This is a genomic window from Rhodococcus sp. p52, from assembly GCF_000763325.2.
In the GTDB taxonomy this organism is placed as follows: Bacteria; Actinomycetota; Actinomycetes; order Mycobacteriales; family Mycobacteriaceae; genus Rhodococcus; species Rhodococcus pyridinivorans.
Genome location: NZ_CP016819.1, coordinates 1,167,588 through 1,182,137, shown reverse-complemented (window position 1 = coordinate 1,182,137; position 14,550 = coordinate 1,167,588). Strand labels below are relative to the sequence as shown.

The window sequence follows — 14,550 nt, the reverse complement described above, 5'->3', positions numbered from 1 at the left end:
GTCGAATTCATCCGGCGGGACGTATCCGAGACGGCTGTGCAGGCGACTGCGATTGAACCAGTCGACCCACTCCATCGTGGCGTACTCGACGTCCTCGACGGACTTGTAGGGACCCGGATGGAACGGGTTTCCCTTGGCGATCACTTCGGTCTTGAACAACCCGATCGTGCTCTCGGCCAGAGCGTTGTCGTATGCGTCTCCGACGCTGCCGATCGACGCGGCAATACCCTCCAGCACAAGGGTTTCCGCGAAAGCAATGGAAGTGTACTGACTGCCGGCATCGCTATGGTGGATCAACCCCGAGCCGACCGGATGGCCCGTGTGGTCACGTCGCCACAATGCCATCTTCAAGGCGGTGGTGACCATCGCGGTGTCTTTGACGGTGGCGGCATGCCAGCCGACGATCGCCCGCGAGAAGCAGTCGATCACGAACGCGACATAGACGAACCCCGCCCAGGTGCGGCAATAGGTGAAGTCGGTGACCCACTTCCGATTCGGAACCTCGGCGGTGAAATCACGATCGACCAGGTCAGGGGCGCGTCGACTGTCCGAGCCGCCGGGCACGGTGGTGCGGTGCCGACGGCCCCGGACCGCTCCGGACAGCCCTTCATCACGCATCAACCGGTCGACGGTGCATGCCGCGACGTCGTGGCCGTGTCTACGCAGGTGCACGGTCATCTTCCGGCGACCATAGAGACCTTCGGCGGTGCCGACGGTCTCACGCAGAGCGTTCGTCAGATGTGCATCGGCGACGGTCCGGCGGGATGGAGAAGCAGTTTTCCAGTTCCGATACGTGCGTGGGGCGACCTTGACGCCACGCTCGGTGAGCACGGCGCAGATCGACTCGACCCGGTGTCCTTGTGCACGCATCTGGTCGATGAACTGGCAGATCAGCGGCGGCGAGGGTCGAGCTCCCCCGCGAAGAAAATCGAGGCCGATTTCAAGATTTCGTTGGCCTCACGGAGGTCTCGGACTTCGCGTTCGAGCTCTTTGATTCGTTGCTGTTCAGCGGTGGTCACGCCGGGTGTCTTGTCGGCATCGATCAGAGCCTGGTGGGTCCAGGTGCGCAGCGACTCGACACCGACGCCGAGCTTCGGGGCGATGGCTTTGCACGCCGCGAACGGCGAAGAATATTCGTCGAGGTGGTCGAGGACCATCTTCACCGCTCGTTCACGCTGCTCGGCGGGGTAACGCGTGGACATGATGTGCATCCTCCTCAAGAAAGGAGGCGGCATCAAACCCGAGACGGTTCAGCAACGGCTACCGTGTCCACTACCAGTCGAACAGACTCTGACAAGCTCCCTATCTGCTGTTCGATCAGGTCGGCGAGACTGTCGGAGATTACTGGATTGTCGAACCAGTGCCAGCAACCGGAGAGCCTTCGGAGCCTACCTTCCCTGAGCTCTTGAGTCACGAGGTGGTACGTGTACAGGGCGTTGCCCTGCGTCAGTCTCCACATACGCAATGCACTGTTGTCATCGACAGGACCATGAAGAGCAGCCGTCAAAAGCTCGTCGGATTCATTCTTCGATAGGGCCTGTAGGTCCAGTCGTTGTAGGTGAGCTTCCTTCCACAATGCAGTGACGGCGTCGGGCGTAGGTTCACCTGAGCGAATCGTGATCAGTGCTTTTGCGGCTCCGCGAAGGACGAGCTGGTGGAGGACGAATGCAGAGAAATCGTCGATAAGGTGTGCATCGTCGACACCGATCACCACGGGGGTCCCGGAGTGCGCAAACCTCTCGACGAGCTGCTGTGCAAAAGTGTTTGGGTTGCTACTAGCATTCGCGCACCATCCCGCTATGGCACCGAGTGGAACAGATCGTGCAGATTCGGTTCCGACAGCCCAATGACGGGTAAAATCGCAATTGTGTGCCTTGCGGAGTAGCTCGCGAGCCAGCCGACTCTTTCCGACTCCAGCCTGACCAGCAATGACGGCCCCGAGAGAATCGGGTCCGAACAATGCCGCTTCAAGGAATCGAAATTCCTCTACCCGGCCAACCAGTGGCCAGTCCCCCTGCATGAGCAGAATCGTAGGCGCCCATCACTCTGTCAGTCCATCCCCGTGCAATACAGAAGCCAACTTGTCTTCCGCTATCCGTAGCAGCCCGTCAAATGACTCCGGTTCGATCGCCAAATAACCACAAATGACCTCGTCGGGTGTCCCTGCGTCGCGAAGTCGCAACGCCAGTGAATAGGCTGGCGGGAGGCGTTGGAGCGCTTTCTCCATAGAGTCTGATGCGTTCACCTTCTCAGTGTGTCGCTCAACGCTCACCGCGAGCTGAGTACACCTACACTCGAATTTTCTTTCCCTACTACCCAGGAACGGGACGCCCTTGCCCGCCGCTAAACCGTTCCTCGATCGATGCGGGGCGCGTGGTGGATAGCTCCGCGGCTGACCGTCCGGGTCCGCGAACACGACTGCTGCCGCTGACCGAGCAGCTCACCACCGCCGCCGAAGGGGACATGCGAGCGGATAACTGCGATGACAGCGTCGGGTTCAGGCGATAGCCCAGGTCAGCAGGTCGAGCAGACGTATATCGGTCAGGCTCGCGAGCCGCCGGACGTGCTCGGTCTCCGACTGTGCCAGGCGGTGGCGGAACAGCGGGAGGGCACCGCTGTCGAGGTTGGTGCACACGTCGTCGCGAATGGCTGCCCAGAACATCGCGCGCCTGCCGCGGTGGGGGTATCGGGCAGCGGCGGCACGCGCAGGATGCCGGTAGAACGCCATGACCTTCGAGTCGAGGATGGGGAACAATCCGGGGCGTTTGAGGTGGAGCATCTTGCTGATCTTGGCGACCCCCACCTGCCGGGGAGCGGCGGTGCGGAAATGGTCGTAGAGAGCTTCGGCACGGTCGTAGAGCCCCCCACTGACGTGCGGGTCGGCGTCGACCAGCTGCGCGTCGATCGGCACCGCCGCCCACGGGGCGGTAACGGCGCTGCGGATGAACCAGTCGCGTTGGGCGTGGCTGATGCGGGAGCGCACCTTGTGGGTGCGGGCGATCTCGTCAGCGGTGATCACCGCGGCGGGTCCGGGGCCGGGCAGGTCGTAGCGGGCCACGGTCACCGTCGGATAGCCGTGGACTGTGGCGACCGCGGTGTCGATGTCGATGCTGCGGCCGGCGATCACCAACACAGTGGCCCCGGCCTCACCGCCGGCTCGGTTCATGGCTTCTGCTGCCCGGCCGCGCCCGGGTCGGTGTCGTCGCTGCTTCTCGGATCGGTGCGTGGAGTCGCAGCGGACGTGCCTGCATTCGTCGCAGCGGCGATTTCCGTCGGGTCCGGCCGGCTCGAGGTGCGGATCGTGCGAGCAAGTGCCCGCAGCTGCTGAAGCGAGCGGATTCCGTCCGGGACGCTGCCGTCGGCGGGGGGCCGTGCACCTCGGGAGCAGGCTCGGAAGTCCTGGGTGCCGGTCTCGTTCATCGCGTCTTTGAGGTCTTGTGCTGCGGCGATGTACTCGGCGCGGTCGGGTTCGGTGAGCGAGCCGAGGTAGCTGTCCAACTTCCCGATCTGCGCCTGGGCGTGGGTGTGCGCTGCTGCGTCGGCCTTCGTCTGCGCGGGTGTGCCGGCACGGTGTGATTCGGTGGTCGGCGCGTGGGCTGGGGTCGATCGTGTGCGGAATCGGCCGCGTAGTGCGGTGAACATCGTTGTCCTCGGTGCGTGTCGGTGGCCTCTCACCATGCACGCCATCTGAGGACTCGACCACGCACCGGCTTGGACGGATGCGATCACGCCGGGCCCGGGCTCAGGTGGGCAGACGAAACCGAGGCCTTCTACGGACGTCGCGGCCCTGGTCGGCGATGAGTGAGTGCCCCACGGCAGAAAGCACCCCCGCCGCAAGGGGTACGGCGGGGATGGCCGGATCGAAGTATGCCGGGTCGACCCCTTTTCGAACCTCGAGGTCCGCAGCTGCGGCAGCCGGCAGTACAGGGAGCCGGCCGGGGGTTCAGGGGCAAGCCGAGGGCTTGCACAGGTTCTGGGGGGTGCCCGGGATCGGAGGTTCTTCCGCTCTCGACGCCGATTTTCCTGGGGAAACGATGTGGCGGGCCGATGCTTCCCGAAGTCCGCTCTCGCGTCCCTCCATCGACCTGCCGCCCACTGACTGCAACCCTCGATTCGAACACGTGTGCTAAAATTGGTTGTGTGGTGTCCTACGAGCGCACCGAAACGGTGCCTGAGCGGGCACCGTGCGTGGACGCTTGAGGATCTCGCGGCCTGCCGCGGTGCGCCCCGATCGCTCGAGGGCGCGGTCAGGATCGTCACCACCTTGTTCGCGGAGATGAGATTCGATCCCGAACTCGAGGCTTCGAAAGAGGACGTACGTATCCATTTGCATGCCTGCCCCTTCGAATCGGTCGCCCGGCAGAACCCGCCCGTCGTGTGCGCGCTGCATCTCGGACTGATGCGCGGCGTCCTGGCTCGACTCGGCGCACCGGACACCGACAATCGACTCGTTCCATGGGAAACCCCTCGGACCTGTGTGGCTCATCTGATGCGGTAGCCCCCCGGCGGACGACTTTCCGCACCGACGGTCGTTGCTATAACTGTGGTATGTCACGTTCTGCTCCAGAGGAAGATCCGGAGAACACTCCTCCGTCGATGGTGAACTCCGCGCTGCTCCGCGACCTTCCCACCACCGAACGCGGACTGCGCACTCGGTCGTCGCTGATCGCGGCCGCCCGCACGGTGTTCGAGCACCTTGGCTACCTAGATGCCCGGCTGATCGATATAACCACCGAGGCCAAGTGCTCGGCCGGCACCTTCTATACGTACTTCTCCAGTAAGGAGGAGATCTTCACTGCAGTTCTCGAGAATGCGCAGGAGGACATGATGCATCCCGGTATGCCGCACGTGGCCGCCGCGGACGACCCCGCGGCGATCATCGAGGCGAGCAACCGGGCGTACTTCGAGGCGTATCGGCGTAATGCGAAGCTCATGGGATTGCTTGAGCAGGTCGCCAATATCGATCCCGAGTTCCGTAAGCTGCGCCAGAAGCGGGCCGATGCCTTCATCCAGCGCAATGCCCGCAGCATCGCGTCCCTACAAGATCGCGGTATGGCCGAGGCCGAGATCGATCCTCTCCTGGCATCTCGGGCTCTGTCCGGAATGATCAGTCGACTCGCCTTCGGCTATTTCGTCAGCGGTGAGTTCGACGACAGTACGGACGCGGACGAACTGGTCCGCACCGCGACCCGACTGTGGGTCAATGCGCTCCGCATCCCCCGCCCGTCCTGACCGTTCTTCGCCGTTCCCCAGTCTCCCATCGGGAACTGAACCAACATTGACTTCATCTTCAACTTAGGGTCCACTGGAGGCCACGGCGAGCAGGGCGAAACGCAGATGACATCGAGTGTGGAGACCGGTCGGACTGCGGTGCTGATCGACTTCAGGGGAGTGGTGACCACAAGTGTTCTCTCCGCATTCCGGTCGATCGGTGCCGAGGTCGGCGATGCGGAACTGCCACTGACGCTGCTCTCTCGGGACGAAGCCTCGCGCACTCTCCTGTCCGACTACGAATGCGGCCGCATTTGCACAGACGCCTTCGAGGAATGCTTCGCTCGGCGCCGCCGCGTACACGGAGCGCAGGTCGAGGCCGACGGTCTGGCCGCTCGAATGCAGGCGAATCTCGCACGCGACGAGGAGACCATCGAGCTACTCGACGGACTGCGGTCCGCTGGAGTCCCGGTCGCCTTGGTGTCCAACGCTTTCGGACGGGATACCTATGCAGGCTTCGACCTCGGGGCCTTGGCCGACGTAGTGATCATCTCGTCAGAGGTCGTTATCCGTAAGCCCTCCCGCCGGATCTACCGGATCGCTTGTGACCGCCTCGGTATCGAGCCCGAGAGTGCGGTGATGGTCGACGATCTCCAGCAGAATCTCGACGGTGCAGCCCGGCTCGGCATCGCTGGCGTCCTTCACAGCGACGGTGCCGGCACAGCGCGGGAACTGCACGATCGATTCGGACTCCCGGCGTTGAGACGCTGATCGTCAATGCTCTCGACGTCGGCGTCGACGTCGAGAGCCCGGAACGAATCGTTCACGCCTTCGCGGCCCGCAGCTTGCCACGGTGGATGTCCCGCTGATGAGGACGGCCATCATGACCGACGCTTGCTCGACTACGTGGCAATGCGATCGCTGGCGAAGACGTAGGAACGCCGCGGTACTTCTGGAAAACCTCAGCCCTATCGCGTCATTTCTTCGTATCTCACAAGATCCTTCCGGAGGTTGCCATGAGAAGCTCATGGTGCACGTCACATCGCGGGGGTGGGTATCCGACAAAGGAGATGTCAGTGAGCACGGTGGCACAGGAACTCTTTCCGGGATTCGAGCCCTTCGATTCGATGACCGGTGACGGCATTACCATCCATGGGATGAGGGCCGGCACGGGTATGCCGATTCTTCTTCTGCACGGGTTTCCGCAGTCACATGTGATGTGGCATCGGGTCGCTCCGGTTTTGGCCGAACGCTTCACTGTCGTGGTGACGGATCTACGCGGGTACGGTGATTCCACCCTTCCCGACCTCGATTCCACGCACTCGCCACATTCCTTTCGTGCCATGGCAGCAGACCAGGCGGCGGTGATGCAGCGACTCGGATTCGACAGATTCGTCGTTGTCGGGCACGACCGCGGTGCCCGCGCCGCACATCGTATGGCCCTGGACTTCAGCGACGCGGTTTCCGGGATCGTTCTGTTGGACATCATGCCGACGGAATGGGTCTACGCGAACGTTGATGCCGAACTCGCCCTTGCCTATTACCACTGGTTCATGTTTCCCCAGCCCGATGGGCTGCCGGAGAAGTTCCTCGAAGCCGATCCGATCGGCTACCTGCATTCGGTGCTGGGTGTCGGCGGCCACAGTGCCGTCGGGGCCAAAGGCGACGCTTACCATCCGTCCGCGTTGGCCGAATACGAACGATTGTTCGCTGATCCGATGCGTCGTCTGGCAACGATCGAGGACTACCGTGCGGCGGCCACGATCGACTTGCAACACGATGCGCAGAGTCGAGAGGCTGGACGGCTCATCGACTGCCCCTGCCACGTTGCTTGGGGAGCGAACGGAATGATTGCGCGTGCCGGTCATTCTCCGGTGGACGTCTGGCGCGAACTCTCCCGTCGACCAGAGTTGGTGACCGGTGGTGAGGTTGCCGGTGCCGGTCACTTCCTTGTAGACGAGTTTCCCGACGAGATCGGGCAACTGATCGCGGACTTCGCAGCTTCCGCGACGCCGGTGTTCCGGCGCGGTTGAACCTTCACATGACACAGAGCCGGACAAAATAAACATAACAGAAACCCGGATCGGGGATTGCACCAGCATGTTCGGTGCCCTCGCGTCGATGATCGGGTCAGTTCGTCAGACGTACTCGTCACGGCTTCAACGCAATCCACACAACAGGAGGGTGGATAGTGGCCCATCACATCGACACCGACCAGAGCGATGCAATCGAGAAGGTAACCATCGGGCGTATCACTCGACGTCTGCTTCCGTTCTTGGTACTACTCTACTTCCTCAACTTTCTCGATCGAGTCAACGTCAGCTTCGCTGCCCTGCAAATGAACGCGGATCTGGGTATGAGTCAGGCCGCATACGGCTTCGGCGCCGGCCTGTTCTTCATCGGATACTTCATATTCGAAGTGCCCAGCAACATGATCCTGCACAAGGTCGGAGCGCGAATCTGGATCGCCCGCATCGCAGTGTCATGGGGAGTGGTGTCGGCAGCGACGGCATTCGTCCAGACGGAAGTGCAGTTCTTCATCGCACGATTCATGCTCGGCTTCGCTGAGGCCGGGCTGTTGCCCGGTCTCATCCTGTACCTGACCTACTGGTACCCGGAACGTCACAGGGCGCGCATCGTCGCGTTGCTGTACATAGCGGTCCCGCTGTCGTCGGTGCTCGGTGGACCTCTCTCGACCGCGATCATGCAGCACGCCGACGGTTTCCTCGGCCTTGCGGGTTGGCGGGCGATGTTCCTGATCGAGGGGTTACCGACTGTCATCGTCGGTGTCGTCACGTTCTTCTACCTGACCAGTCGTCCTGCAGAAGCGAAATGGCTCACCGGTGAGCAACGACGCTGGCTGGTGCGTTCACTGGATGCCGAGGCTCAGGCAACTGTCAGCCGGCAGGGAACGGCAAACGGACATCGCGGGGTGTTCAGCGCACTCAAGGACATTCGGGTCGTAAGCTTGAGTGTGGTGCTCTTCGGCATCTTCTACGGCTTCTATGGCGTGTCCTTCTTCCTCCCGCAGATGATCAGCGGGATGTCTGCGGACTGGGGCGTCGAATTCTCGCTTGTCCAAGTCGGGTTCATCACCGCGGTGCCGTTCGCAATAGGAACCGTCGCGATGATTCTCGTGAGTCGGCATTCCGATCGGAAGAGCGAACGTATCTGGCACACAGCGGTTTCCATGCTGGTCGCCGGAGCCGGAATTACGATCGCCGTCCTCGGCAATTCGTCGCCGTATGTCATGCTCTTGGGCATCGCGCTGCTGCTGTCGGGTGTGCTGAGCGCGACGTCCACCTTCTGGGCTATCCCGCCGCGCATTCTCACGGGAATGGCGTTGGCTGCGGGCATCGGGTTGATGAACTCCTTCGCGAACCTGAGCGGGTTCATCGGACCGTACGTTGCCGGATACATGAAGGATCTGACGGGGACCTTCGACGCCCCGATGTACATCATCGGTGCGGTGCTGGTCGTGGCCACGCTCGTCCTGCTCGGGATGCGCCGGGGGCTCGACGATGCGTCTGTGACGACGGAGACATCGGTTCCGGACGAAGTGGCATCGGGACGATGAGTCCGGCTTCCGCGCACTCGTCAACCTTCGAGGCAGCGCAGCGACGCCACGAGGCCTTCGACGTTATGCACATCCCATCCGGTCAGGTCGCGCCAGCGATCGAGTCGGTACTTCACCGTGTTCGGGTGGATCCGTAGCTCCCGCGCACAGACCGAGAGGGAGAAACCGCTGTTGGCGAACGCCCGCAACGTGTCGGCAAGTCGATTGTTGCGGGCGGCCACGTCGATGCCGTGTCGAAGGAGAGGGTCCAGACGAGCGGCCGAATCATCGAGGACTGCCATGAGCCAATCGTCGGCCAGCATGATGCTGCGGCCGAGTCGGCAGGCTCGGTCCAGTGCCAGTCGGGCATCCTTCAAGCTCTCCGTCGCCCCCGACATTCCGGTCCGGGCGTGGCCGATTCCCGCGATCGCGGAGGACGCGAGCGCGTGCATGCTTTCCAGAAAGTCCGACGCCGGGTGGTTCTGCAGAACTACCACCGTGCTTTCGTCGTCGTACAGTCCCGCCCCGCCGTTGTCGGCGAGTTCCTCGTCGAGACGCGCGATCAGGTGCCGGGGAAGACCCTCCAGGCAGGCGACTTGGAAGGACGCGTCCGGATCGAACCCGAGGCCGGTTGCGAGCGCCGGGTGCTGTGGGGCACTGCCTGCCACCAAAGCGTCGAGAAACTCTCGCTGGATCACCGCTCGCGTCGTGGAAGTCGTACGAAGTTCGTCGGAATGCCCCTCTGCGACGGCCGCGCTCAACCGATGGAACCAGTTCCACAGCGACGCCACGGCAGCGAGGAGCGGTTCGCTTCTGTCCGCATTCTCGGTTCGCGACAACGCCAACAGTTCGTTCCAGATCTCACGGTAGGCAACGTGATATGCCTCGATCACGTCGCGAAGAGCAATGCCTTGCGTGGCGCGCTCTCGGCCCAGATTCCGCGCGTTCGAAATATGGGAGGCACTCGGCGTCCTGTGCTCCCGGAGTCCGGCGAGGATGCCGACAACTTGGTGCTCCACCGCTTCGTGATGAGACGGCAAGGGAATTGCCGAGTAGTGCGGCACTTCAGACCGGATGCGGCTCACGACGAGGTTGGACAGCTGGGAGGCGTTGTCGGTGATCTGTTCGAGCAAAGCAGCAAGGTGCAACTGGTTCTTCTGTGCATTGCACAAATCTGAGCTCTCCTTTTGCGCAATTCAGTCATGGAGTTCCGGGTCGGACCATCTTAACTTCGTGTTTACGACCAGCTGTAGGAGTACTGAAACGATGTCGCTGATGCCTGACGCCGAGGCTCTGCCTCGCCAACTCGATCTTGCGGACCGATTCGCCGCCGTCAACGGACCGATACTGCTCACCGGGGTGCAGGCCGTGTGCCGTGTGCCGCTCGACATGCGCCGAGTCGACGCGCGGAAAGATCTGACCACCCGTGCGTTCGTCAGCGGTTACCAGGGATCACCACTGGGGACGTTGGACTTTACGATGCGACCGATCTCGGGACTGCTGTCAGAGCATGGCGTCGATTTCACTCCCGGTATGAACGAGTTCCTGGCTGCCACTGCGGTGCAGGGCACCCAATCGGTCGGACAGTTGGGCTCGCCGTATGCAGGGGTTACCGCCTACTGGTATGGCAAGGCACCGGGTGTCGACCAGGCGCTCGACGCGATCCGGCACGGGAACCTGATGGGTACGAGCGCAAACGGCGGTGTCCTGGCGTTCTGCGGTGACGATGCGACCGCGAAATCATCGACCGTACCGTGTGGTTCGGAAACGGTGCTCCGGTCGGCTCTGGTTCCGACGTTGATGCCGGCCGATGCGCAGGAGGTGTTGCGCTGGGGCCTGCACGGGGTGTCGATGTCGCGGGCGAGCGGAGTCTGGGTTGCCATGAAAGTTGCCACGCACGTAGCGGATTCGCTGGCACTGGTCGAAGCGGACACGGACGGATTCGATCCGATTTTCCCGCTCGTCGACGGTCGCCGCTACGAGCATGAGGTGATGACGAAACCGGTTGCGGCGGCGGCGGTGGCCGCGGAGCGCAACCTGTTGGAGGTGCGTCTACCGCTGGCCCTCGAATACGCGCGCCTGAACGGACTGAATCAGATCGTGGCGTCGGGACCCGATGACGTACTGGGTATCGTGGTCGCGGGGCAGCCCTACCTCGAGGTTCGGCAGGCGTTGTCCGACATGGGTTTTTGTGACGACGGCGATGTGGCCGCGGCCGGAATTCGGATTCTCAAGATCGGCATGGTTTGGCCTCTGGACGAGCAGATCGTGCAACAGTTCGCGCACGGGCTGACCAAGGTGCTCGTGGTGGAGGACAAAGGACCGTTCCTTGAAACCCTCGTCAAGGAAGCGCTTTACGGGCTCGAGAACAGACCCGGTGTGGTCGGCAAGACCGACGAACAGGGGCGGACGCTGCTGCCGAGCCACGGCGGTGTCGACGCGGACGCGATTACCAAGGTTCTCGCTCCCATGATCCTTGCGAGCAGAGATATTACTTCGGTGCGTGATCGGGTTCGCCGGTTGGCTACGCCGTCGACCCTTCGTCTTCCGCTGACGATTGCCTCCCGCACCCCGTACTTCTGCTCCGGATGCCCTCACAACAGTTCGACGAAGGCTCCCGAAGGTTCGCTGATGGGCGCCGGTATCGGTTGCCACGGTATGACCACATTCATGGATTCCGGGCAGGTCGGCGATGTCACCGGCCTCACCCAGATGGGCGGTGAGGGTGCCCAGTGGATCGGGCAGCAGGCGTATGTCCATGCCGATCACATCTTCCAGAATCTCGGTGACGGGACGCTGTCGCATTCGGGGTTGATGGCGATCAGGGCCTCGATCGCCGCCAGAACCAACATCACCTACAAGGTGCTGTACAACTCGACGGTCGCGATGACTGGTGGTCAGGACGCCGTCGGTGAGTACACGGTGCCGACGCTCGCCCGGACGTTGGTGTCGGAAGGTGTCGAGCGGATATGCATCACGACCGATCATCCCGAGAACTACAAGGGCGTGCGGCTACCGGACAGAACCACGGTCCACGACCGAAGTGAACTGCTGTCCCTGCAAGAAAAGCTGCGGGCGATCCCCGGCACCACCGCGTTGATCCACGACCAACCTTGTGCGGCCGAACTGCGCCGGGACCGCAAGCGTGGCAAGGCTCCGCAACCGGCGATGCGGGTGGTGATCAACGAGCGCATCTGTGAAGGTTGCGGTGACTGTGGTCGCAAATCGAACTGTCTGTCTGTTGTCCCGGTCGATACCGAGTTCGGCCGCAAGACGCAGATCCACCAGGCGTCGTGTAACTCCGACTTCACGTGCATGACCGGTGACTGCCCTTCGTTCATGGAGATCATTCCCGACGGCGCCTATGCGGGGCCGCAACGGCTGGGTGCCGCGCCGCTGAGCCGTGACGTGCTTCCCGATCCGGCCGGCTCCACCGTCGCGCCGGACGAGTTCAATATCCGCATCACGGGGATCGGCGGCACCGGCATCGTGACTGTGGCGCAGACCCTGGCTGTTGCCGGATACATGGACAGGTTGACACCACGCAGTCTGGACCAGGTAGGCCTGTCGCAGAAGGCGGGGCCGGTGGTGAGCGACGTGAAGTTCACCCGGGCTACGCGGTCGCTCTCACCCAAGGTCTCGGCGGCGACCTGCGACCTGTATCTGGGGTGCGACGTGCTGGTTGCGGGCAACCCGGACAACTTGGTGGTCGCGGATCCGGAGCGCACCGTCGCGGTGGTGTCCACGGCTGACGTCCCCAGCGGCGCGATGATCCGTGAACCCGAAACAGCGTTCATCGATCACGGCTCCCTCGCCGAAGGGATCGACGCCCGCACGCGTGCGGACCGCAACACGTACATCGACGTTCAACAGCTGTCACTGGACCTGTTCGGCAGCGACCAGTACGCGAACATGATGCTCGTCGGCGTGGCCTACCAGTCGGGTGTGTTGCCACTGTCGGCTGCGTCGATCGAACGGGCGATCGAGATCAACGGCGTCGCGGTGGAGACGAACCTGCAGGCGTTCCGTCGGGGGCGGCAATCGGTCTGCGATCCGGCAGGGCTCGATGACGTTCTCGCGCAGCTGGATCCGGTGAACGAGCAGCGGAAGCCCCCGAGCGCTACCGCGGTGAAGTTGGTGGATTCGACCGGCGTGGCACGCGACACCGAACTGTGGCACACGATTGCTCGCTTCACTGACGACCTGATCGATTACCAGAACGTCGCGTATGCGCGTCGTTATGTCGAGGTGGTAACCCGGGCACATACCGCCGAACGCGACGCCACTCCCGGTGACGACTTCACCACGGCTGTCGCAGAAAACCTGTATCGACTGATGGCCTACAAGGACGAGTACGAGGTGGCCCGCCTTGCGCTCGATGCCACCGAACGCAGCAGGATCGCCGCTGCCTACGGCCCCAAGGTGAAAGTCACCTGGAAGCTGCATCCGCCGATCCTGCGGGCACTGGGAATGAAGAAGAAGATCTCGCTCGGGCCGTGGTTCGCGCCCGCGTATGCAGCTCTGCGCGCGGCGAGAAAAGTGCGCGGCACACGCCTCGACGTGTTCGGCTACACCCAGATGCGCCGGCTGGAGCGGGAGCTGGTCGACCATTACATCGGTGTGGTCGACGAGATCGGCGCCGCGATCTGTACCGACAACCATGCGGTGGCCGTGGAAATCGCCTCGGCACCGGACATGGTGCGCGGCTACGAACATGTCAAGCTGGCCAACGTCGACGAGTACCACACCCGGCTCGCCTCCCTGCGACACCGGTTCTTCGAAGGAGTTGCATCGTGACACGGGATGCGGGATCGGTCCGGATCCTCCTGGTGGAGCCGTTTCCGGCAGAAGCCGCGGCCGTGTTGTCCGCACGGTTCGACGTGGCGGTACTGTCCGACGGCGCCGCGTCCATCGAAGACACCGACATTGTGGTGTGCTCGTCGCTCGGCACGGTCGATGCGGCACTGATGGACCGGCTGCCGCGGTTGACGGCCGTGGTGAACCTCGGTGTGGGAGTCGACAAGATCGATACCGGCCACGCCCGGCGCTGCGGCATCGGTGTGAGCAACACTCCGGGTGTGTTGGATGAATGCGTCGCCGACACCGCGGTGGGACTGCTGATCGACACCGTGCGCCAGTTCTCGGCGGCGGACCGGTTCGTCCGGGCAGGGAGGTGGCCGGAAGGCCCGTTCCCGATGACCCGCAATGTCAGCGGGATGCGCATCGGCATCGTGGGACTCGGCCGGATCGGTCGCGCCGTCGCAACACGACTGTCGGCGTTCGGATGTCTCATCGCGTACCACAATCGCCGGCCCGTGCCCGACGTGGTATATCCGTACGTGGACAGTCTGATCGGGTTGGCGTCGCGATCCGATGCGCTGATCGTTGCCGCGTCCGGCGGACCGGACAATACCGGGATGATCGACCGCGACGTGCTGCAGGCTCTGGGCGCGAACGGTTATCTGGTCAACATCGCCCGTGGACGCCTCGTGGACGAGCAGGCACTCGTCGAACTGCTCAGCACCGGCGGGTTGGCGGGCGCAGGCCTCGACGTGTACGTCGACGAGCCGAACGTGCCGGAAGCGCTGCGCAGTCTCGACAACACCGTGTTGTTGCCGCACGTCGGAAGCGCCACGGAGGAGACGCGCGCCGCGATGGGTGAGCTGTTCTTCGACAATCTTCGACAGTTCGTGGCGGACGGTACGTTGGTCACCCCGGTCGTCGTGCCCCGCGATGGTGCGACCATGCAGCCCGAACCGTCGTCGACCGGTACGTGAGCGATG

The 14,550-nt window shown here is 63.1% G+C and carries 10 protein-coding genes and 1 pseudogene; 6 read left to right on the top strand and 5 right to left on the bottom strand.

Annotation, left to right across the window (positions count from 1 at the left end; genetic code table 11):
* Positions 1-6: 6 nt before the first annotated feature.
* The 4 genes and pseudogenes from IM25_RS26370 to IM25_RS05300 all read right to left on the bottom strand — a co-directional run.
* Positions 7-1,202, bottom strand: a pseudogene (locus IM25_RS26370) (IS3 family transposase); the annotation flags it as partial.
* 32 nt (positions 1,203-1,234) lie between these two features.
* Positions 1,235-2,020, bottom strand: coding sequence for an AAA family ATPase (locus IM25_RS27435; protein ID WP_335739991.1), 786 nt, complete (start codon positions 2,018-2,020; stop codon positions 1,235-1,237).
* A gap of 477 nt (positions 2,021-2,497) precedes the next feature.
* On the bottom strand, positions 2,498-3,166 hold the full coding sequence (locus IM25_RS05305; protein WP_033097507.1) for a DUF6308 family protein: 669 nt from the start codon (positions 3,164-3,166) through the stop codon (positions 2,498-2,500).
* Positions 3,163-3,642, bottom strand: a complete 480-nt coding sequence (locus IM25_RS05300) for a hypothetical protein (RefSeq protein ID WP_033097506.1) — start codon at positions 3,640-3,642, stop codon at positions 3,163-3,165. Before IM25_RS05300 ends, IM25_RS05305 begins: the two co-directional genes overlap by 4 nt.
* A 954-nt stretch (positions 3,643-4,596) precedes the next feature.
* On the opposite strand from IM25_RS05300, the gene IM25_RS05290 reads away from it, so the two are divergent.
* The 4 genes from IM25_RS05290 (at position 4,597) to IM25_RS05275 (ending at position 8,788) form a co-directional block, all read left to right on the top strand.
* Positions 4,597-5,232, top strand: a complete 636-nt coding sequence (locus IM25_RS05290; protein ID WP_019290640.1) for a TetR/AcrR family transcriptional regulator — start codon at positions 4,597-4,599, stop codon at positions 5,230-5,232.
* A gap of 105 nt (positions 5,233-5,337) precedes the next feature.
* Positions 5,338-5,982, top strand: coding sequence for an HAD family hydrolase (locus IM25_RS05285; RefSeq protein ID WP_065995833.1), 645 nt, complete (start codon positions 5,338-5,340; stop codon positions 5,980-5,982).
* Positions 5,983-6,287: 305 nt separating this feature from the next.
* Positions 6,288-7,244, top strand: a complete 957-nt coding sequence (locus IM25_RS05280) for an alpha/beta fold hydrolase (RefSeq protein WP_232333408.1) — start codon at positions 6,288-6,290, stop codon at positions 7,242-7,244.
* Positions 7,245-7,402: 158 nt separating this feature from the next.
* Complete coding sequence (locus IM25_RS05275; protein WP_033097502.1) at positions 7,403-8,788, top strand: MFS transporter; 1,386 nt, start codon at positions 7,403-7,405, stop codon at positions 8,786-8,788.
* 20 nt (positions 8,789-8,808) lie between these two features.
* Here IM25_RS05275 and IM25_RS05270 read toward each other — a convergent pair whose 3' ends face one another.
* On the bottom strand, positions 8,809-9,939 hold the full coding sequence (locus tag IM25_RS05270; protein ID WP_232333407.1) for a PucR family transcriptional regulator: 1,131 nt from the start codon (positions 9,937-9,939) through the stop codon (positions 8,809-8,811).
* Between the two features lie 103 nt (positions 9,940-10,042).
* Here IM25_RS05270 and IM25_RS05260 point away from each other — a divergent pair, with 103 nt between their 5' ends.
* Complete coding sequence (locus IM25_RS05260) at positions 10,043-13,564, top strand: indolepyruvate ferredoxin oxidoreductase family protein (protein ID WP_232333406.1); 3,522 nt, start codon at positions 10,043-10,045, stop codon at positions 13,562-13,564.
* The gene (locus tag IM25_RS05255; RefSeq protein ID WP_232333405.1) at positions 13,561-14,544 is read left to right on the top strand and encodes a 2-hydroxyacid dehydrogenase; all 984 of its coding nucleotides are present in this window, start codon (positions 13,561-13,563) and stop codon (positions 14,542-14,544) included. The genes IM25_RS05260 and IM25_RS05255 overlap by 4 nt, the downstream gene beginning before the upstream one ends.
* Positions 14,545-14,550: the final 6 nt, after the last annotated feature.